General features: G+C 37.7%; 17 protein-coding genes. 11 read left to right on the top strand and 6 right to left on the bottom strand.

Translation table 11 applies throughout. The features are described 5' to 3' along the window. Positions 1-79 precede the first annotated feature (79 nt). Positions 80-745 carry a TerC family protein gene (locus AC1VNJ_RS11315; RefSeq protein WP_028412357.1) on the bottom strand — a complete coding sequence of 222 codons (666 nt, stop codon included), beginning with the start codon at positions 743-745 and terminating at the stop codon, positions 80-82. 360 nt (positions 746-1,105) lie between these two features. On the opposite strand from AC1VNJ_RS11315, the gene mecA reads away from it, so the two are divergent. The 4 genes from mecA to pepF all read left to right on the top strand — a co-directional run bounded on the left by mecA (position 1,106) and on the right by pepF (position 6,800). Then, positions 1,106-1,786 (top strand): adaptor protein MecA, encoded by a 681-nt coding sequence (gene mecA, locus AC1VNJ_RS11310; protein WP_013055427.1) that lies wholly within the window; start codon positions 1,106-1,108, stop codon positions 1,784-1,786. 214 nt (positions 1,787-2,000) lie between these two features. Then, positions 2,001-3,518 (top strand): cardiolipin synthase, encoded by a 1,518-nt coding sequence (gene cls, locus AC1VNJ_RS11305; protein WP_025749882.1) that lies wholly within the window; start codon positions 2,001-2,003, stop codon positions 3,516-3,518. A gap of 119 nt (positions 3,519-3,637) precedes the next feature. After that, a complete protein-coding gene (locus AC1VNJ_RS11300; protein WP_221817860.1) occupies positions 3,638-4,819 on the top strand; it encodes a competence protein CoiA in 1,182 nt (393 codons plus the stop codon). A 163-nt stretch (positions 4,820-4,982) separates the two neighbouring features. Beyond that, a complete protein-coding gene (pepF, locus tag AC1VNJ_RS11295; RefSeq protein WP_049162938.1) occupies positions 4,983-6,800 on the top strand; it encodes an oligoendopeptidase F in 1,818 nt (605 codons plus the stop codon). Positions 6,801-7,305: 505 nt separating this feature from the next. Here the strand turns inward: pepF and AC1VNJ_RS11290 are convergent. The 4 genes from AC1VNJ_RS11290 to AC1VNJ_RS11275 all read right to left on the bottom strand — a co-directional run bounded on the left by AC1VNJ_RS11290 (position 7,306) and on the right by AC1VNJ_RS11275 (position 10,165). Further along, a complete protein-coding gene (locus AC1VNJ_RS11290) occupies positions 7,306-8,157 on the bottom strand; it encodes a ClpXP adapter SpxH family protein (RefSeq protein WP_028412354.1) in 852 nt (283 codons plus the stop codon). A gap of 26 nt (positions 8,158-8,183) precedes the next feature. Next, on the bottom strand, positions 8,184-8,594 hold the full coding sequence (locus AC1VNJ_RS11285; protein ID WP_013055433.1) for a globin domain-containing protein: 411 nt from the start codon (positions 8,592-8,594) through the stop codon (positions 8,184-8,186). Positions 8,595-8,880: 286 nt separating this feature from the next. Then, positions 8,881-9,570, bottom strand: a complete 690-nt coding sequence (locus AC1VNJ_RS11280) for a lytic transglycosylase domain-containing protein (RefSeq protein WP_482640808.1) — start codon at positions 9,568-9,570, stop codon at positions 8,881-8,883. 4 nt (positions 9,571-9,574) lie between these two features. Beyond that, positions 9,575-10,165 (bottom strand): CYTH domain-containing protein, encoded by a 591-nt coding sequence (locus AC1VNJ_RS11275; protein ID WP_033578053.1) that lies wholly within the window; start codon positions 10,163-10,165, stop codon positions 9,575-9,577. 216 nt (positions 10,166-10,381) lie between these two features. On the opposite strand from AC1VNJ_RS11275, the gene AC1VNJ_RS11270 reads away from it, so the two are divergent. The 4 genes from AC1VNJ_RS11270 (at position 10,382) to AC1VNJ_RS11255 (ending at position 13,198) form a co-directional block, all read left to right on the top strand. Next, positions 10,382-10,768: a UPF0738 family protein gene (locus tag AC1VNJ_RS11270; RefSeq protein WP_014461567.1), complete on the top strand. Its 387-nt coding sequence runs from the start codon at positions 10,382-10,384 to the stop codon at positions 10,766-10,768. A 27-nt stretch (positions 10,769-10,795) separates the two neighbouring features. Then, the gene (yjbM, locus tag AC1VNJ_RS11265; protein ID WP_014461566.1) at positions 10,796-11,431 is read left to right on the top strand and encodes a GTP diphosphokinase; all 636 of its coding nucleotides are present in this window, start codon (positions 10,796-10,798) and stop codon (positions 11,429-11,431) included. Between the two features lie 61 nt (positions 11,432-11,492). Then, a complete protein-coding gene (locus tag AC1VNJ_RS11260; RefSeq protein WP_025749877.1) occupies positions 11,493-12,290 on the top strand; it encodes an NAD kinase in 798 nt (265 codons plus the stop codon). Between the two features lie 14 nt (positions 12,291-12,304). Beyond that, on the top strand, positions 12,305-13,198 hold the full coding sequence (locus AC1VNJ_RS11255) for an RluA family pseudouridine synthase (protein WP_028412351.1): 894 nt from the start codon (positions 12,305-12,307) through the stop codon (positions 13,196-13,198). Positions 13,199-13,231: 33 nt separating this feature from the next. On the opposite strand, the gene prpE is transcribed toward AC1VNJ_RS11255, so the two are convergent. Continuing rightward, positions 13,232-13,972 (bottom strand): bis(5'-nucleosyl)-tetraphosphatase PrpE, encoded by a 741-nt coding sequence (gene prpE / locus AC1VNJ_RS11250; RefSeq protein WP_033578054.1) that lies wholly within the window; start codon positions 13,970-13,972, stop codon positions 13,232-13,234. Between the two features lie 177 nt (positions 13,973-14,149). On the opposite strand from prpE, the gene mgtE reads away from it, so the two are divergent. The 3 genes from mgtE to AC1VNJ_RS11235 all read left to right on the top strand — a co-directional run bounded on the left by mgtE (position 14,150) and on the right by AC1VNJ_RS11235 (position 18,574). Then, on the top strand, positions 14,150-15,526 hold the full coding sequence (gene mgtE, locus AC1VNJ_RS11245; RefSeq protein WP_014461563.1) for a magnesium transporter: 1,377 nt from the start codon (positions 14,150-14,152) through the stop codon (positions 15,524-15,526). Positions 15,527-15,684: 158 nt separating this feature from the next. Further along, positions 15,685-17,544, top strand: coding sequence for a monovalent cation:proton antiporter family protein (locus AC1VNJ_RS11240; protein WP_033578055.1), 1,860 nt, complete (start codon positions 15,685-15,687; stop codon positions 17,542-17,544). Positions 17,545-18,061: 517 nt separating this feature from the next. After that, positions 18,062-18,574: a CotO family spore coat protein gene (locus AC1VNJ_RS11235; protein ID WP_047751645.1), complete on the top strand. Its 513-nt coding sequence runs from the start codon at positions 18,062-18,064 to the stop codon at positions 18,572-18,574. Positions 18,575-18,606 lie beyond the last annotated feature (32 nt).

The raw sequence follows: 18,606 nt of genomic DNA, 5'->3' as shown, positions 1-18,606 counted from the left end.
TGAATAAAAGACTGCTGTGCTCATTAAACTAAAGAAAAGGCCATACTAAATAAAAATGTTTAGTATGGCCTTTTCTTTATCATTTAGTTGAACGAAAGCTATTAACAGCCATGCCGCTTATCAGCACAACAGCAATTGTTATAAACGGAATAAATGTTCCTAGAGATGTATGGTCTGCAAAGAATGAATGTAAGTTCTTTTCATGTCCAATCATATTTCCAGCAGTATAAGCTAAAATAGCTGCTCCGCCGTAAACAAGCAGGGGAAACCGTTCCATCAAATACAAAATGAGCTTGCTTCCCCAAACAATAATAGGGACGGATACGAGTAGTCCCGTGACAACCAAGATAATATTTCCATGAGCTGCGCCTGCCACAGCTATTACATTATCTAGTCCCATTACAATATCAGCAAATACAATCGTTCTCACAGCGGCGCCTAACGTCACACCTGCACGAATTGAAGATGCATCGTCACCTTCTGATACAAGCAGCTTAAAGGCAATGATCACTAATAAAAAACCGCCGATGAGCTGCAAGTAAGGAATAGTTAGTAAATAAACAGCTAAAATAGTAAGTACAATGCGAACGATCACAGCTAAGCCAGTCCCTAAAAAAATAGCTTTATTTCGTTGATGTTCAGGTAAATTGCGGCTTGCTAAGGCAATAACAATAGCGTTGTCTCCACCTAATACAATATCGATACCGATAATAAGAAGAATGGAGGTTATTAATTCTAAATCCAATAGTCTTCCCTCCCAATATGTAAGGATAAGTAGCTCATATTGCTTTATCTGTGTTCATTTTTAACAAAAAGCGTTCATAGGGTAAAGAGATTATGTATATAACAAAGTAAGGTGTAAGGTGGCTATGAGTTGTCAGAGTATTTTTTATTTCCTTTCTTTCGCATTTTGTCATAAAATAGATATACAAGGTTCACTCAAATAGTGTATGCTTGTATATCCCAAGTTAGAATGCTTTACAAAGTGAGAAAGTACATGTAATATTGCTTTAACACGGGGGTAAAATAGTCCCTTCATCGTTTAGGGGTAATGTTCGAAATGGCCGGATTACCTTCACTGATTTTTCCGAAGGGAGAGATGATAATGGAAATCGAACGCATTAATGAAAACACAGTAAAATTCTTTGTCACTTACGTAGATATTGAAGAACGTGGATTTGATCGCAATGAAATTTGGTTTAGCCGTGAGCGCAGTGAAGAGCTATTCTGGGAGATGATGGACGAAATTCATCAAGAAGAAGAGTTTGTAGCAGAAGGTCCTCTTTGGATTCAAGTACATGCGCTTGAGAAGGGGCTAGAGGTTATCGTAACAAGAGCACAAGTTTCAAAAGACGGTCAAAAGTTCGAAGTACCTGTTGGTGAAAATGATAAAATCGATATCCCTGTAGATGGAAAAATTGAAGCGTTGCTTGATCATCAAGCGAATCAAAATAAAAAAGCTGATTTTGAAGAAGAAATTATAGAAGACGAAGGGCTACAGTTCGTCGCACGCTTTCAAGACTTAGAACATTTAATTTCCTTAAGTCACCATTTAGAGTTAGATGATATCATCAACAGCATGTACGTGTTTGAAGGGAAATATTATTTATACGTTGAGTTTACAGATGATGAAGACTTTGTAGCTGAAATTGATAACATTTTAAGTATCATTTTAGAATATGCAAATGAATCAAATGTAACAGTTCATCGTTTAATGGAATATGGAAAAGAATTAATCAGTGAAAATGCACTTGAACAAGTAAAACAGTATTTTCCTTTACGATAATAGCAGCCGATTTCATGTATATGAAATCGGTCTTTGTTTTGTCCTCTTTTTTGGAAAAGCTCTCCGCTCATATCGAACAGTATAGGTAGAAAAAGCAGGCGGCTGGTTCCTACACGGGAAAGTGTAGTGTTAAAATACCAAGTTTGAGGATAATAACAGTATAGAGACCTGTTATGAATGATGAAAGATTGGTTTTAGGATAGGTGAAAACAAGTTGAAAAATAGATTACAGCTTTTAATTTTTGTTGTTGGTATTATTGCCTTGCTTTATTTTACAAAAGGGTATTGGGACGGTAAATTTATTGGCGTGCTAAGTATCTTAATTACGATTAGTGTTGTTTTCATCGGTCTTGTTATTTCATTAGAAAACCGTCATCCAACCCAAACGCTAACGTGGCTCGTAGTATTAGGCGGTTTTCCAGTAATAGGGTTCTTTTTTTATTTGTTATTTGGACGCAATACGCGAAAACGGCGTTTATTTGCTAAAAAAGCAAAGCTGGATGAACAGGTGCTTTTAAAGATGGAAAGAGATTCTGGTATATTAGAAAATCACTTTGAACAGTTGGGCACCAGTAGGAAGCAAATGCTGAAGCTAGCCGTCAGGCTTGGCAAGAGTCCCATTTCTTTTTCTTCAGATACGCGCGCATTGACGAATGGAAAAGAGACGTTTCACGAAATTATGGAATCTTTAAAGCATGCAAGGCATCATATCCATTTAGAGTATTACATCGTACGACATGATCACTTAGGAGAACAAATTAAAGATATTTTAATTCAGAAAGTACAAGAAGGAGTTTATGTACGTTTCTTGTATGATGCCGTGGGCAGTTTTCAGCTTTCACCGCATTATATTCATGAGTTAAGAAACGCGGGCGTAGAAATGATTCCGTTTTTGCCGGTGAGACTTCCATTTCTCAATAATAAAATCAACTTCCGTAATCATCGTAAAATTGTAGTCATTGATGGAACAATTGGATTTGTAGGAGGTTTGAACATTGGTGATGAATATCTCGGAAAAAGTCGGCATTTTGGCTTTTGGAGAGATACTCATTTGATGGTGAAGGGTGAGGCAGTCCGTTCATTACAGCTTATTTTTTTGCAAGACTGGTATTATATGACAGGACAGACGATGCTTACTCAAACGTATCTATCGCCGGATTTAATTGACATTGATATGGAAAAGTGCGGCGGTGTTCAAATGATTGCCGGCGGACCAGACCGTGAGTGGGAAATTATTAAACACTTATTTTTTTCGATGATTACGTCTGCGAAAGAGTCCATTTGGATTGCTTCTCCTTACTTCATACCTGATGAAGATATTTTTACTTCTCTCAAAGTAGCTGCTTTAAGCGGTATAGATGTAAGGCTTCTTGTACCTCAGAAGCCCGATAAAAAAATTGTTTTTCATGCATCACGCTCTTATTTTCCTGAGCTCCTAGAAGCAGGTGTGAAAATTTACGAGTATAAAAAAGGATTTATGCACAGCAAGATTGTGATTGTTGATAGGGAAATTGCCTCTATTGGAACAGCTAACATGGATATGAGAAGCTTTCATCTGAATTTTGAAGTAAATGCTTTTTTATATCGCACAGCTAGTACCCAAAAGCTCGTATATGAATATATGCAAGATTTAGAAGAAACGAGTGAGCTTCACTTTAAAGACTTTGAAAAGCGGCCATTTATACAGCGGCTGTTTGAATCAACAGCTCGTTTGCTTTCACCGCTATTATAATCGCTGTAAACCACATTGCGTATGCTGCAATGTGGTTTTTTTCTGAAAGAAAAGGGTTTAGTAGAAAGGTGTCGAATACAAGGATATAGCTCGCTACTATAGGAAGGAGAAATGTACGATTGTTAGTTGCCCGAACAGAAGAAGGCCTCATTTCACTAGCTCAGCGCTTTTCGCTTGAACAGCTTAAGCTGTGGAAAAAAGAAAAGCAGTTCTACTGTCCCTCTTGTCAATCCCCTGTACAGTTAAAGATAGGTACAAAAAAAATCCCTCATTTTGCTCACCTGAAAAAAACGTGCGTCGCTCAGCATGAAGGTGAAACAGATTATCATCTTGACGGAAAGCGAAAGCTGTTTCACTGGTTTAGTTCTCATCTTGAAGTCGAGTTAGAAAGTTACCTTCCTGACATTATGCAGCGTCCAGATCTTCTTATAGATACCCCTTCGCAAAAATATGCAATCGAATTTCAATGTGCGTCCTTATCTTCCTCAGTGCTAACCAAACGTTCTATTCATTATGAGAAAGGAAATTATATGCCTCTTTGGATTATGGGAGCAAAAAGAATGAAACGCTTATCCACTTATATGTATCAACTTTCTTTTCAAGAGTGGCAGTTTCTCACTCTTTCCGATTATACGCCCACACTTCTTTATTTTTCACCTTCTACTAATCAGCTGTTGAAACTTGAACATCTTATGCCTTTTTCATCTCAAATTTGTTATGCACAGCTTGTCGTGCTCTCTCCTCACGAGCATACCTTTCATGATCTTTTTTCTACACATACACAGCCTCAATTTTTCTCTTCATGGGTAAAGAAAAAGAAGGCATGGAGAACGCATTATACCCTCTATCCTAATCAGAAGCTTCAGCCTTTTTTACACGCTCTCTATGAAAACAATATTCCTCCTTCTCATATTCCAGCAGAAGCTGGCATGCCGCTGCCTTCTTTATACATGATTGAAACGTCTGCTACTATATGGCAAACGTGGCTGCTTCTTGATTTAATGCAGCAGAAGCAGGTAGGGGATTTAGTTACAGAAAAAGAGTTATGCAGGCTATGGCTCTACAGAATTCATCAGAGGCATATTGTGTTTCGGTCTTTGCCGATGGCCCCTGTTGTTGTGGAACAGCCCTTGTTTGAGTATATAGAGGTATTATGCCGGTTAGGGATACTAACGTCTATAACTTCTGGGTTATACAAAATCAGAAGGCCTTATACGATTCCAAAGCAAACATCCGATGCTTTTTTAGAAGATGGACAGATGATGAAAAAGTGGTTAAATCAAGCAAAAGAAGTGACATAACCACTGAAAATCAGTACGCTTAAGAAAGAATCCTTTTTTCAAAAGCGTACTGACTTTTGATTAATTCTTTTAAAACAACATACAATAACCAAAGAAATAAAAAGGATTCGCCTTAGAAAAAGCGAACAGTTATAGACAGGTAGAAAAAGATGGAGGGATGACCATGAGTGAACAATCAAAAGTAAAAAAGTTACCAAGTAGAAGCGAGATAAAAGTAGAAGATACGTGGAAACTAGAGGATATTTTTGCTTCAGATGACGCATGGGAAAAAGAATTTGAAGAAGTAAAAGCTCTTATTCCAAAAATGGAAAAATTCAAAGGGAAACTTGGAGAGTCTGCTCAAACTTTATACGACGCTCTTCAAGAGCAAGATGAGCTCACAATGCGCGTTAGTAAACTTTATACATATGCTCATATGCGCTACGATCAAGATACCACTAATTCTTTTTATCAAGGGTTAAATGATCGTATCAAAACACTTTATACTCAAATTGCAAGTGCACTATCTTATGTAACACCAGAAATTTTGTCTATTGAAGAATCAAAAATTAAACAATACATGGCGGAACATAAAGAGCTAAAGTTATATGCTCATGCATTAGATGAAATTACTCGCGAGCGTCCACACATTTTATCAGAAAGCGAAGAAGCGCTTCTCGCTCAGGCTTCTGAAGTATTAGGATCTTCAAGCAACACGTTTGGAATGTTAAACAACGCGGATTTAGAATTTCCTTCTATTAAAGACGAAAATGGAGAAGAAGTAGAAATTACGCACGGACGCTATATTCGTTTTTTAGAAAGCAGCGATCGCCGCGTACGAGAAGAAGCGTTTAAAGCGGTGTACGAAACGTACGGTAAATTTAAAAATACGTTTGCAAGTACATTAAGCGGCACGGTGAAGAAAGATAATTTTAGCGCCCGCGTTCGTCACTATAATTCAGCTCGTCACTCAGCTCTTAGCACAAATAATATCCCAGAAGAAGTATACGATAACTTAGTTAAAACAGTGAACGATAATTTGCATTTATTGCATCGATATATTGATTTACGTAAGAAAGTATTGGGAATTGAAGAGCTTCATATGTATGATCTCTATACGCCTTTAGTAAAAGACGTAAAAATGGAAGTAACGTATGAAGAAGCAAAAGATTATATTTTAAAAGGTCTGAAACCACTAGGTGAAGACTACCTTAATGTGTTAAAAGAAGGATTTGAAAATCGTTGGGTAGATGTTCATGAGAACAAAGGCAAGCGAAGCGGTGCTTATTCTTCAGGAACGTACGGCACCAATCCTTATATCTTAATGAACTGGCAGGATAATGTAAATAACTTGTTTACACTAGCCCATGAATTTGGCCATTCTGTACACAGTTATTACACAAGAAAAACGCAGCCATATCCTTATGGAGATTATTCAATCTTTGTGGCAGAAGTAGCTTCCACGTGTAATGAAGCGCTTCTAAACGATTATTTACTAAAAACGATTGATGATGAAAAGCAGCGTTTGTACTTGCTTAACCATTATTTAGAAGGGTTCCGCGGTACGGTATTCCGTCAAACGATGTTTGCTGAATTTGAGCACGGTGTGCACGTGCGTGCTCAAAACGGAGAGCCGCTTACACCTGAATTATTAACAAAATTATATTATGACTTAAATAAAAAATATTTTGGAGACAACTTAGTAATTGACGAAGAGATTGGGTTAGAATGGGCTCGTATTCCGCATTTCTACTACAATTACTACGTTTATCAATATGCTACAGGATTCAGTGCAGCAGCGGCATTAAGCAAGCAAATCCTTGAAGAAGGAGATGCAGCTGTTGAGCGCTATGTAGGTTTCTTAAAGTCAGGAAGCTCTGATTATCCAATTGAAGTGTTGAAAAAAGCAGGAGTGGACATGACAACATCTCAGCCTATCGAAGAAGCGCTAGCCGTATTTGAAGAGAAGTTAACGGAAATGGAACGTTTATTAAATCAATAAAATTAAAATGAAGCAGGAGCTGTATCCTGCTTCATTTTTTAAATCCCCGAAATTTGTTGTGATTGTTAAGCAATGTAAAAATAATAAGAATAGCTAAAAATAAGAGAGGTCCTGCGATAATGAGAGGAACAAGCTGCATAAGAGATAAAATATAGAATAAAAAAGAAAACAAAAGAATCACAACCCCTAGAGTAATTCCAGCAATTTTCATAGTTAACACCTCTATTAAAAGCATAATTGGTTGTACTATATGAGTGAATCTGGCTGTTTATGAAGTTTTTTTATAAAAAAGTGAATAAAATTGAAAAAAGGGGTTGCCAAAAGTCGACATAATTTGCTATAGTATTAATCGTGAAGTTTATCACAAAACAAACATATACCCCTTTGTTTGACCGTGAAAAATTTCTCCCATCCCCTTGTTGTCTTAAGACAAACGAAAAGACTTGGCGAAAGCCAAGTCTTTTTTGTGTAGTTGATGCTTAGGATAAGCATCAACATTTAATAATTAACAGCTCTTTTCAGTACTTCTCCAAAAGGTTCCATATTTGACAGGAACTCTTTCAACAACCTGCTGAAGCTGAAGTTTTTTCAATTCTTTTTCAGCCTCTTCTAATGATAAACCATACACAACTGCAACTTCTTTTGAAGCAACAAATTGAAAATAGCTTAAAAATGAACGAAGAGGCGGAAGACAAGCTGGATCTGGGTCAATTTCTAACATCTCTTTAATGATGTGTACATATGTTTCGTACGAATAGTATCCTGATATCTTAATGCCTTCTTCTTCAACTTTTTCGTTAAAGAACACAAGAGTTGGAATCTCATCGACATCCATTTCCGATGTGATTTTTAAATCACATTGAAAAGCCTTCGCAGCGTAATCTGAATGCAAATCTTTTACAAATTCATTAACATCTAGCCCCACATGTTTTGCACATTGTATTAAGACAGATTCTTCTGTAACATTTTGTTTTTCTAAAAATACTACTTCTTGAAGTCTTCTCAAAAAGCGAATGCCCTGTTTCTTTCCTTGCAGCCCGGCCGCTTTAATTGCAATTGATGCAGCGTAAGGAGTATCGATGGGGTTTTCAAGCCACAGGTTGCCGTCACATGACATGCCGGAGCGGCTTCCAGTTTTCTCCCACGATTTTGCAATATGTTCAAATCTCTGCTGTGCTCCAATATTTAATTGCTGCAAGTTTCCGCCAAGCACATGCTTGAGGGATAACAGCTGACCATATTCTATTTGTAACTTCTTTAGAATAGGCTCGAGTGCCCAGCACTCTGGACAAAGAGGGTCAACAAATACATAGATTTCAAGCGGTTTTTTATTTGAACCTTGACAAAGCTGATGCAAGGATGGGTATTGGCTGTTTAGATTACTCAATGTGAAAATCCTTTCTCATCTGTCTGTTCCGGTGAATTAATCATGTGTTGGGCAGTTAAAATAAGACGATGATAAAGTTCATCTCTCTCAGGGCCTTCTAAATTAATTTCGTCCATTGCTTCATGCATACACGTCAGCCAGGCTTTGGCTCTTGACGGTGTAATTTCAAAAGGAAGATGCCTAGCTCTCAGCATAGGGTGACCATGCTCTTCAGTGTATAGCGAAGGCCCTCCTAAATATTGTGTCAGAAATTGCTTTTGCTTTCGTGCTGTTTCTGTTAAATCATCAGGAAAAATTGGCGCGAGCTCAGGATGTTGTCCAACGCGTGTATAAAAAGCATCAACAAGTTTTGAAATCGTATGTTCACCGCCTAATAATTCGTAAGGGGAGTGGATTTTTTCTCTCATGTTGATAACTCCTTTGTTATAAGAAATATACGTCTTAACTCTTTGGTGTTTTTTACTTTCCTTAATTTTAGCAGTGTCATTTCGTTAACTCAAACTATCCGCTTACTTCTTCTACTGGAAAAGAGATAAAGTGGAATTTTACATAAGAAAAGTCTATGATGCTGTGGCGAATCACTTAGTATGAGAAACAAAGGAATCCTTTCACAAACGTTTCCTTCTATTTATATAGTGTAACCTCGACAAACTACAGTCATTCCATGGTCGAGTCGCGAATGATTGGACTCTTTTACACGAGATAAGAAGACATAATTTTATTTACATATTTTTGCGTTTCTTGAAAAGGAGGTACTCCGCCGTATTTATCGACATTACCTGGTCCAGCATTGTAGGCTGCCAACGCCAATTTCACGTTTCCGTCGTATTTATCTAACATTTGTCGAAGATATTTGGCTCCTCCAAATACATTTTGCTTGGAGTCATACGGATCTTCTACACCAAGAGCTTTAGCGGTTGCTGGCATTAGCTGCATAAGCCCAGCCGCTCCGACAGAACTTTTGGCAAAGGGATTAAAATTTGACTCTTGTTTAATAACAGAACGAATAAGTTTAGGATCCAGCTGGTAGCGTGCAGCTGCTTCATTAATTATCGTTTGTACATCCTGAGAACTGGCCTTTGCCGTTTCGTTTTTTTGTGCAGATAAGGCAGCAGTTGAAGCGGCTGCCTTATCTGAAGAAGAAACAGATGGCTGGGATTGCGTTTGAACCGCTGTAGCTGGAAACATCTGCGCTGCCTGCAAGTAAAGGTTGGTACTCATTTGAGGCTCTTGATTGACGTAGTCTTGAAAAAGCTGAGCAAATACAGAGAGTAAAGTTGTACCAAGCATCACGTTAGCTGTTGGCAGCTGGTTGTTAACTGAAAATGGCTGAGTTCCAGGAAATTGAACGGAAGACATGTAATGGTTAATATTCATGCTCATAAATTTATTCTCCATCCATTAACGTATACTTTCGCTTGTAAAACCGTCGAATTTTGTTTTCCGTTGGTTTCTTTTTAATATCAAGCTCCATAAGCAATTGCTCAAAATATTTTGCCCCTTCATTGGCATCGGTTACTTCGTATTCGAGTTCATAGTCCTCAGCACCTAGATAAAAGCTATGATCGAGTACAAGTAACCCGTTCTTATATGGAATTTCTGCTCGACTTGTACGCAAAGTGCCAAAATAAGTTAGCGAATGGCTATCGACTTGTAAATCAGTAATAAGCTGTTGAATCGTTGACGGAATCTTGGCGCTGCCATCTAGCAATTCTTTAGCTTGTTCATTTGTTAATGCTTCATGTGTTTCTAAAAGGCCCTCTTGATGAGGCTGTTTTAGCGTGAGAACGAATTTATTTTTTTTGCTTCGAATTCGCAGGGCAGCTCCGCAGTCTTTCAATGAGAAAGCAGGTGTATCAAAATAGTGGTTTTCTTGAGAAATAAACTGATTTTCAGTTAATTGAAAATGTGAGCGGAGACGATCAAACTCTTCTTTCGTTACTATATTTTTAAATTCAATTTCAATTTCTTGTTTCAATGAAATCATCCTTTTAATTTAGGTCTTTTGGTAAGGCACTTTCCATCTTAATTTATCACACTTTTTGAGACAGTAAAACTACATTTCCTAACAGGAATATCCATATGGGGAACTTGGAAAATGAAGAAATACGGATTGTTTAGGTTTTACCTTTATTAAACGTTCCTGGAATGTGTTAAAATAGTAACGAATTGTATAGTTGGAAGGAGTTTATTTATGCACAATCGAATTGACATCACTACCTGTGTGATGAAATCAAATGAATTACATTTAAAAGCAGACCCTATTGAGACGGAAATTGAACAATTGGAAGATACAAAACAAATGCTTGTTGACTCAGATAACATGTCATTTGTATATGTTGTAGATATTAATGATCAATTTATGTATGTTGGCCTTAGTGATAATATTTGGGCGAATTTAAAGCACGTCTTACATAAAGATATGAAAGTATTTTTAGAAATTAATAAGGAAGTAATTGAGCTATCAGCCGTTAAAGAAGAGCTGTCTTATCTCATCAGTAACATCGAAGGAAATGTGAATTATGGAGACGAGATGGTAGCAAGAGTAGAGGAAGTTTTTTTAGATAAAGAAAATAAGTAACAGAGAGAAAAAAGGGGGGTGTTATTAATGATCAGGCATTGGGATTTATTTTTAGCACCGTATAAACAAGCCGTTGAAGAACTTAAGGTGAAATTAAAAGGAATTCGTTCACAGTATGATATGAAGTCTACGCATTCACCTATTGAATTCGTGACGGGACGAGTAAAGCCTATCGCCAGTATTTTGGATAAAGCGACTCGAAAAGGAATTTCTCTCGATCGCTTAGAGGAAGAGATGCAGGACATTGCAGGACTCCGTATGATGTGTCAATTTACGGACGATATTAAAGCGGTCGTAGAGCTCCTTCGTCAGCGCACAGACTTTGAATTGATTGAAGAAAGAGATTATATTCTTCATAAAAAAGAAAGCGGCTATCGTTCATATCATGTGGTCGTATGTTATCCTGTTCAGACAATTAAAGGTGAAAAGAAAATTTTAGTGGAAATTCAAATTCGTACACTGGCTATGAATTTTTGGGCTACAATTGAGCATTCTTTAAATTATAAGTACAGCGGGAAATTTCCTGAGAATATCAAAAAGCGACTTCAGCGTGCTTCTGAAGCGGCTACTCAGCTCGATGAAGAAATGTCTCAAATACGAGGTGAGATTCAAGAAGCCCAGGCTATTTTCTCACGAAAAAAAGAATCGGCGGAAGAATCTTAGGTATGACTCAGCAACAGCTTTGTACACTGGATGGATAGGGGGAGAGAATTAGGTGGAGAAAATAAAATTTGCTATTACATCAAAAGGCAACCAAATATCAAATACGCTTATGCAAAAAATGAAAACGTATTTATTAGATTTTCATTTAGAATATGATGAAAACCAGCCTGATATTGTAGTGTCAGTAGGGGGGGATGGAACGCTTCTCTACGCGTTTCACCGCTATCGAAACCGACTTGACAAGACGGCTTTTATTGGGGTTCATACCGGTCATTTAGGCTTTTACGCAGATTGGACACCTGATGAGATTGAGAAGCTGGTGATTGCTATTGCAAAGACACCCTATCAGACTGTAGAGTATCCACTGCTCGAAGTGATTATCCGCTATACGAACGGTGGACGCGAAGCTCGATATTTAGCTCTGAATGAATGTACGGTGAAAAGTGTAGAAGGCTCTTTAGTAATGGATGTGGAAATTAAAGGGCAGCGATTTGAGACATTCCGAGGAGACGGCCTTTGCGTATCCACTCCCTCAGGAAGTACAGCTTATAACAAATCCCTTGGAGGCGCGATTTTACATCCTTCGCTTCAAGCTATTCAAATTGCTGAAATGGCTTCTATTAACAATCGAGTGTTCCGTACGATAGGTTCTCCATTGGTTCTTCCTGGACATCATACAGCGCTGTTAAAGCCTGTTAACGACGCAGACTTTCAAATTACCATTGATCATTTAACTCTTTTACATAAAGATGTAAAGTCGATTCAATTTCGGGTAGCAAGCGAAAAAATTCGATTTGCTCGCTTTCGCGCGTTTCCTTTCTGGCAGCGTGTCAGAGACTCTTTTGTATGTGATGATTAAAGGCAGGGAAGAGAATGAAACAAGTTTTTACGTTGAGTTGGACCGTAGATCATTCTTTCGAGGGTGTAGCGGTTCGTGAATTTTTAAAAGAACATGATATTTCCAAAGCTTCGCTGACGGACATTAAGTTCAGAGGAGGAGCGATTGAAGTAAATGGAAAGCATGCAACGGTTCGATATATTCTGCAAAAAGGTGACGAAATCAAGGTGGCGTTTCCACCAGAAAAAGCAAGTGAAAGTCTTCTTCCTAAAGCTATACCTTTGGATATTGTATACGAAGATGAGTATATATTAGTTTTGAATAAGCAGCCAAACATGCCAAGTATACCTTCTCGAGAACATCTAACGTGGTCACTAAGTAATGCTGTGCTCTATTATTATGAGAAAAATAACATTAACTCGACTGTTCATCTTGTGAACAGGTTAGACCGAGACACATCTGGGCTGCTTATTGTCGCTAAGCATAGGCACGTTCATTACTTATTCTCTAAAGCACAAAAAGAACATGAAATTAAACGCGTGTACCGAGCTTTTGTTCATGGTAAGCTTGTTGGCAAGGAAACGATAGAGGCACCGATTGGCCGAAAAGAGTCAAGTATCATCGAACGGGAAGTAAGAGAAGATGGGCAGTTTGCTATTACACACTATACGGCGCTTCGTCCGTATTCTTCTTTTACAGAAGTTGCTCTTTCGCTTGAGACGGGGAGAACTCACCAAATTCGTGTTCATATGGCTTATAAAGGATATCCACTGCTTGGAGATACCCTATATGGCGGAACGAATCATCTTATTTCTCGTCAAGCTCTCCACAGCTATGAGCTCACTTTTTTTCATCCTTTTTTACAAAAAACGTTGTCTTTTACAGCACCTTTGCCGCCAGATATGCAGAAACTTCAAATCGTAAGATAAAAGTCGCTTTTTAAATGAAAAGCGACTTTCTTTTTACACGAAGTGATTAAATTTTTCCTCTACATAAGGCATAGATGAAGGCACCGATATAATATTCCCTTCAGGATACTGAAACGCCGTTAAAGCCCCTCCAAAAACTGCGCCTGTATCAATATTAATGGTATTATGAATTTTTCTGGCTTTTACTACGGGTGTATGCCCATACACGATAAAAGGTTTTCCGTTATAATGTTGGGCCCAATCCCGTCGGACAGGCATACCGTTTAGATGTTTTTCACCCGTAATGTCTCCGTATAGCACAAAGGTTTTAACTTTTTTATCTGTTCTGCCGATGTATTCAGCTTTAAGGCCGGCGTGAGCAATAATTAATTGATTTTGATCAAGCTGCACATATAGAGGTGATTGCTCATAAAGCTCAATAAACTTTTTTTTAATGAATTTCTGTTCTCTTGAAGGCAAGGCTTCGTACTCAGCAACGGTCGTTTCTAACCCATGAGTAATTTCCACTTTGTTACCGCAAAAGAAGCGATATAGCTTATTACAGTGATTGCCTGGACAGTAGTAAGCTTGCTGATGCTTGATTACAAGTGACCATACGAGCTCAATCACTTTTAGTGAATGAGGTCCTCGGTCTGTTAAATCACCTACAAATCCAAGGCGCCGTCCGTCAGAGTGGATAGGAATCCCGTCTTGCCACTCATACCCAAGTTTTTCTGTTAACGCTTTTAATTCATCATAACATCCATGGATATCGCCTATTATATCTACTTTCATCTTTTATCCACATCCTTAAAAGGTTTTTCCTTTGACGATATAAAATTACCCTTATATGGAGCAAACTATGTGTAGAACTTATATATTATTGGGAAAAGAGTAAAGAGCTATGAGTTGAAAAAAAACAAAATTCATCATAAAGTTAAATGAGTTTTGTGCGACAGGGAGGTTGAAGACATGACAGATTCAATTGAAAAAGAAGAAAAAGCATGGTTCGCCGAACATTTATTATCACTTCTAGAAAAAAATGAAATCGATGCATTTCGTGAAGAATTTTTACATATGCATACGTATGACCAAGCTCAATTTTTTGAAGAATTAGATGAGCCTTCTAGGTTTGCGCTGTACGAGATGTTATCTCCGGAAGAAATGGCGGATATCTTTGAAAATGTAGAGATACGAGAAGAAGATTATCAAGAAATTCTCTCAGAAATGCATCCCAATTTTGCAGCAGACATGCTGTCGGAAATGTCGGCGGATGATGCCGTTGACGTATTAAATGAATTGGATAAAGAACAAGTGGCGAGCTATTTAACGATTATGGATGAAGAAGCAGCCGATGAAATTAAAGAGCTGCTTCATTACGAGGAATATACCGCTGGAAGTATTATGACGACTGAGTTTGTGGCCATTCGTGAAAATCAAACCGTACATTCAGCTATGCACATTCTACGCAGGGAAGCTCCAGAAGCGGAAACGATTTATTATGTATTTGTTATTGATGAACAAAAGCATCTAGCAGGTGTTATTTCTCTTCGTGATTTAATTATAGCAGATGAAGATACGATGATAAGCGAAGTTATGAATGAACGAGTTGTATCCGTGTCAGTAGCAGAAGACCAAGAAGAAGTTGCGCGCATTATGCGCGATTACAACTTTCTTGCGCTTCCAGTTGTTGATTTTCAGCAGCATCTTCTAGGGATTATTACGGTTGATGATGTGATGGATGTTCTTGATGAAGAGGCATCGGATGACTATTCTAAATTAGCCGGTATTAGTGATGTAGATGATACGATTGACCACAATCCCTTAGTAGCGGCCAAAAAGAGGCTGCCTTGGCTGATCATTTTGCTGTTTTTAGGAATGATGACAGCGAGTTTAATTGGACGTTTTGAAGATACGTTGAATCAAGTAGCTATTTTAGCTGTATTTATACCTTTAATTGGCGGTATGGCTGGTAATACAGGAACTCAGGCACTAGCCGTTGCGGTTCGCGGACTGGCGACGGGAGAAATCGAAGAAGAAAGCAAATTTAAGCTGTTAATCCGAGAAGCAGCTACCGGAATGATTACGGGCGCATCATGTGGACTTTTAGTTGTATTAATTGTTTATATTTGGCAGGGAGATCTGATTTTAGGCGCTTTGGTAGGCGTCTCTGTATTTTCAACATTGATTGTGGCTACACTAGCAGGAGCGTTTATCCCGCTTCTCATGCACAGATTCAAAATTGACCCTGCAGTCGCATCAGGACCATTTATTACAACGATCAATGATCTTATCAGTATTTTAATTTACTTCGGTCTAGCCACAACATTTATGAGTTATTTAAAATAATGAAGGGACTTTGGAATTCGACATGAGTAATCATGTCGGATTTTCATTATCAGTTCATATAGTTGACAGAGAACCTTCAAGCTTTTATGATTAACCTTTAATTTTGAATACTAACGTCTTCGTTTTATAAATAGCGAAGGTAAAAGGAGGGGAATCTAATGGAACAGCACGCGTCCTTTACATCACTTGTTATCGTCATTAGTTTGGCCTTTTTAACGCCTATACTGTTGCATCGGTTTAAACTCAACATTATACCTGTAGTCGTAGCTGAAATTATTATGGGATTAATTATAGGGAAAAGTGGTTTTGACCTTGTGGAGCAGGATATGTGGCTTGAAACACTTTCCACTTTAGGCTTTATCTTTTTGATGTTTTTAAGTGGTTTGGAAATTGATTTTTCTGCTTTTGCTGGAGGAAATTCAAAAGACAAAAAGGCATCAGGAGCGAAGGTGCCAAATGCTTTTTCCATTTCTATACTAGTGTTTGCAGCTATCTTTGCGGTTTCACTATTTTTGTCCTATGTTTTTGTATGGACCGGTTTTATTGATAATGCCTTTTTGATGACGCTTATTATTTCTACCATTTCACTAGGAGTAGTAGTGCCGACTTTAAAAGATGCACAGATTATGAAAAAGCCAATTGGACAAACCATTTTATTGATTGCGGTTATTGCGGACTTAGTCACGATGATTTTACTAGCCGTATTTGCTTCCGTCTATGATAAATCAGGAAATAGTAATACATGGTTGATTTTAATTTTATTTGGAGTAGGAGTGATTTTATACTTCATAGGGAAGCAGTTTAAAAACCGATCGTTTCTTGAGACAATGTCTAAAGGTACAATTCAAATCGACACGCGCGCCGTATTTGCACTCATTATCATTCTAGTGGGCCTTTCGGAGTCAATTGGTGTTGAAAACATTTTAGGCGCTTTTTTAGCGGGATCACTCGTTTCTCTTCTTGCGCCTAATAAAAACTTAGTTCATAAATTAGATTCGTTTGGCTACGGTTTTTTAATTCCTATCTTTTTTGTGATGGTAGGAGTGAAGCTTGACGTTTGGTCATTGTTCAGTGATAAAAAAGTGCTGATTTTAATGCCTTTATTATTCATTGCATTATTAATATCTAAGCTAGTTCCAGCGTTAATCTTAAGAAAATGGTATGATATGAAAACCGTTTTGGCATCGGGTTTTCTTTTAACATCGACTTTATCACTCGTTATTGCGGCAGCAACGGTTGGTGAAAATATTGGTGTGATTGATTCACAAATGTCCGGTGCGCTGATTTTGGTGGCGATTATTACATGTATTATTACACCTATTATCTTTAGAAAGCTGTTTCCAAAGCCAGAAATCAGTGATAGAAAGCTGAAGGTTAATATGCTTGGTGCAAATCAATTTACACTCCCGGTTATTCGAGAAATGGATCTTGATTTATATGATGTGACGATTTATCATCCTACTCAGGACAAAATTGAAAACCGTACGTCGGATTCCATTTTTAATATCGTCGACATCGATGGATATAGTAAGGAAACGTTAAGAAATATGGGGATTTTAGATGCGGATGTATTAGTTGTAACAACAGGGGAAGAAGAAAGAAATAGCGACATTGCTCTATTTGCAAAAGAGTATGGTACAGAACGGGTTATTGCCCGCGTAGAAAGTCCTGTCTTAGATGAAAAGATGAAAGAAAATAACATTGAAGTTTTTTCTGTGCTGTTATCTACAACGGCATTGCTAAAAGCTTTAATCGAATCGCCAAATATTTTAAATATCTTAACGAATCAAGAAACAGCACTTTATCAAATTAATATGCGTAACCCTAAATACGAGGGGGTAGAGCTTCGTAAGTTTCCGTTTACAGGAGATGTGATTTTTGTTCGAATCTTCAGAGGTAAAGATTCTATTGTACCTCATGGCGATACAGAGCTTGAATTTGATGATCGCTTGATTGTAACGGGGTCTCGTTCGTATGTGAATGAATTGCGTATGCTTCTTGAGTATAAAATTAGATAAAGGTATTTAGCTGGATTTAGTTTTCTACCTGATTGAATGAGAGGAAGAGACTGAGACAAAAGTATTTTAGCTCAAGTGAAAAACGAACCACTGATCAACATGTTTGATTAGTGGTTCGTTTTTTGTTGTTTTGAAAATAAGTTTCATCTGTTTAGCTCTTTCTAGCAGTTGATTGGAGGGCAAGACGAAGACTCCTGAGGGGAAAGTGGAAGGGGTGAGGCCCCGCAGGAGCGCAAGCGACGAGGAGGCTCATTGGCCGCCCGCGGAAAGCGAAGTCTTGCATGGAAATCAACGGCGGTGTAGCAAGCGGTCAGCTCATGTATCCTATTTATGCGTCTTTAGATTGAATTAATTTAGTTATATCTCAACTTCTTTTGTGGTATTTTCCTAAATTATATAAAAAAGTATAGTGCTGCTTTTATTTCTAAAAAGGCTGCCGCAAAAAAATAAACAAGTTTTTCCGTGTGCAAGCATACATTTTTAAAAGAACGATAACAAGCAATTGGAGGTATGCTTCATGACTAACTCAAAATCTAAGTCAGAAGAAAATGAGCCGCTAATGTACATTGTCCAGCCAAACGCTACGCAAAACCAGCGTTCTATGCAATATTATTTTAGTTCAAAACAGCAAGACAATAAAGGAATAGAGAAAGAGCATGTGTTAAAAGAAGAGCCCAGCTTTTCTTCTATTCAAGAAGTCAAAGAGCCTGACATAGAAAAAGTGGAAGAGATTAAGAATGAAAAAAAGGAAGAGCGTTCAATTGTTCCTGTGGATATACCGCAATCAGAGAATAAAAAGCCAAATAAAATGTTTCAGTCTATGACGATTAAAGAAAAAGTTGAATTTCTATGCAGCTTCCCGCCTCATATGTCTCAGCCAATTTGTGAAATTACGTGCCAAAATCAAAAATATATAGGAACAATCTTAGAATTAAAAGAAGGAAGTTTATACGTAAGCGTTCCTCCTAATAAAGAGAAAACAGTATTGACATTTCATGATATTCAAACCATATCTATCGTTAAAATTTAAGTGATTTTAAAAGCTAACAGTGAAGAAGCACG

This window comes from Priestia sp. 3CA3 (assembly GCF_056836725.1).
The sequence above is the reverse complement of the archived record's forward strand: the minus strand, read 5'-3'. Positions and strand labels throughout refer to the sequence as shown.

Bases quoted from the DNA above. Each gene is read 5' to 3' on its own strand.
- mecA (WP_013055427.1), top strand. From the start codon at position 1,106: ATGGAAATCGAACGCATTAATGAAAACACAGTAAAATTCTTTGTCACT.
- pepF (WP_049162938.1), top strand. From the start codon at position 4,983: ATGAGTGAACAATCAAAAGTAAAAAAGTTACCAAGTAGAAGCGAGATA.
- AC1VNJ_RS11285 (WP_013055433.1), bottom strand. From the start codon at position 8,594: ATGAGAGAAAAAATCCACTCCCCTTACGAATTATTAGGCGGTGAACAT.
- AC1VNJ_RS11280 (WP_482640808.1), bottom strand. From the start codon at position 9,570: ATGAGCATGAATATTAACCATTACATGTCTTCCGTTCAATTTCCTGGA.
- AC1VNJ_RS11270 (WP_014461567.1), top strand. From the start codon at position 10,382: ATGCACAATCGAATTGACATCACTACCTGTGTGATGAAATCAAATGAA.
- yjbM (WP_014461566.1), top strand. From the start codon at position 10,796: ATGATCAGGCATTGGGATTTATTTTTAGCACCGTATAAACAAGCCGTT.
- AC1VNJ_RS11255 (WP_028412351.1), top strand. From the start codon at position 12,305: ATGAAACAAGTTTTTACGTTGAGTTGGACCGTAGATCATTCTTTCGAG.
- prpE (WP_033578054.1), bottom strand. From the start codon at position 13,972: ATGAAAGTAGATATAATAGGCGATATCCATGGATGTTATGATGAATTA.
- mgtE (WP_014461563.1), top strand. From the start codon at position 14,150: ATGACAGATTCAATTGAAAAAGAAGAAAAAGCATGGTTCGCCGAACAT.
- AC1VNJ_RS11240 (WP_033578055.1), top strand. From the start codon at position 15,685: ATGGAACAGCACGCGTCCTTTACATCACTTGTTATCGTCATTAGTTTG.
- AC1VNJ_RS11235 (WP_047751645.1), top strand. From the start codon at position 18,062: ATGACTAACTCAAAATCTAAGTCAGAAGAAAATGAGCCGCTAATGTAC.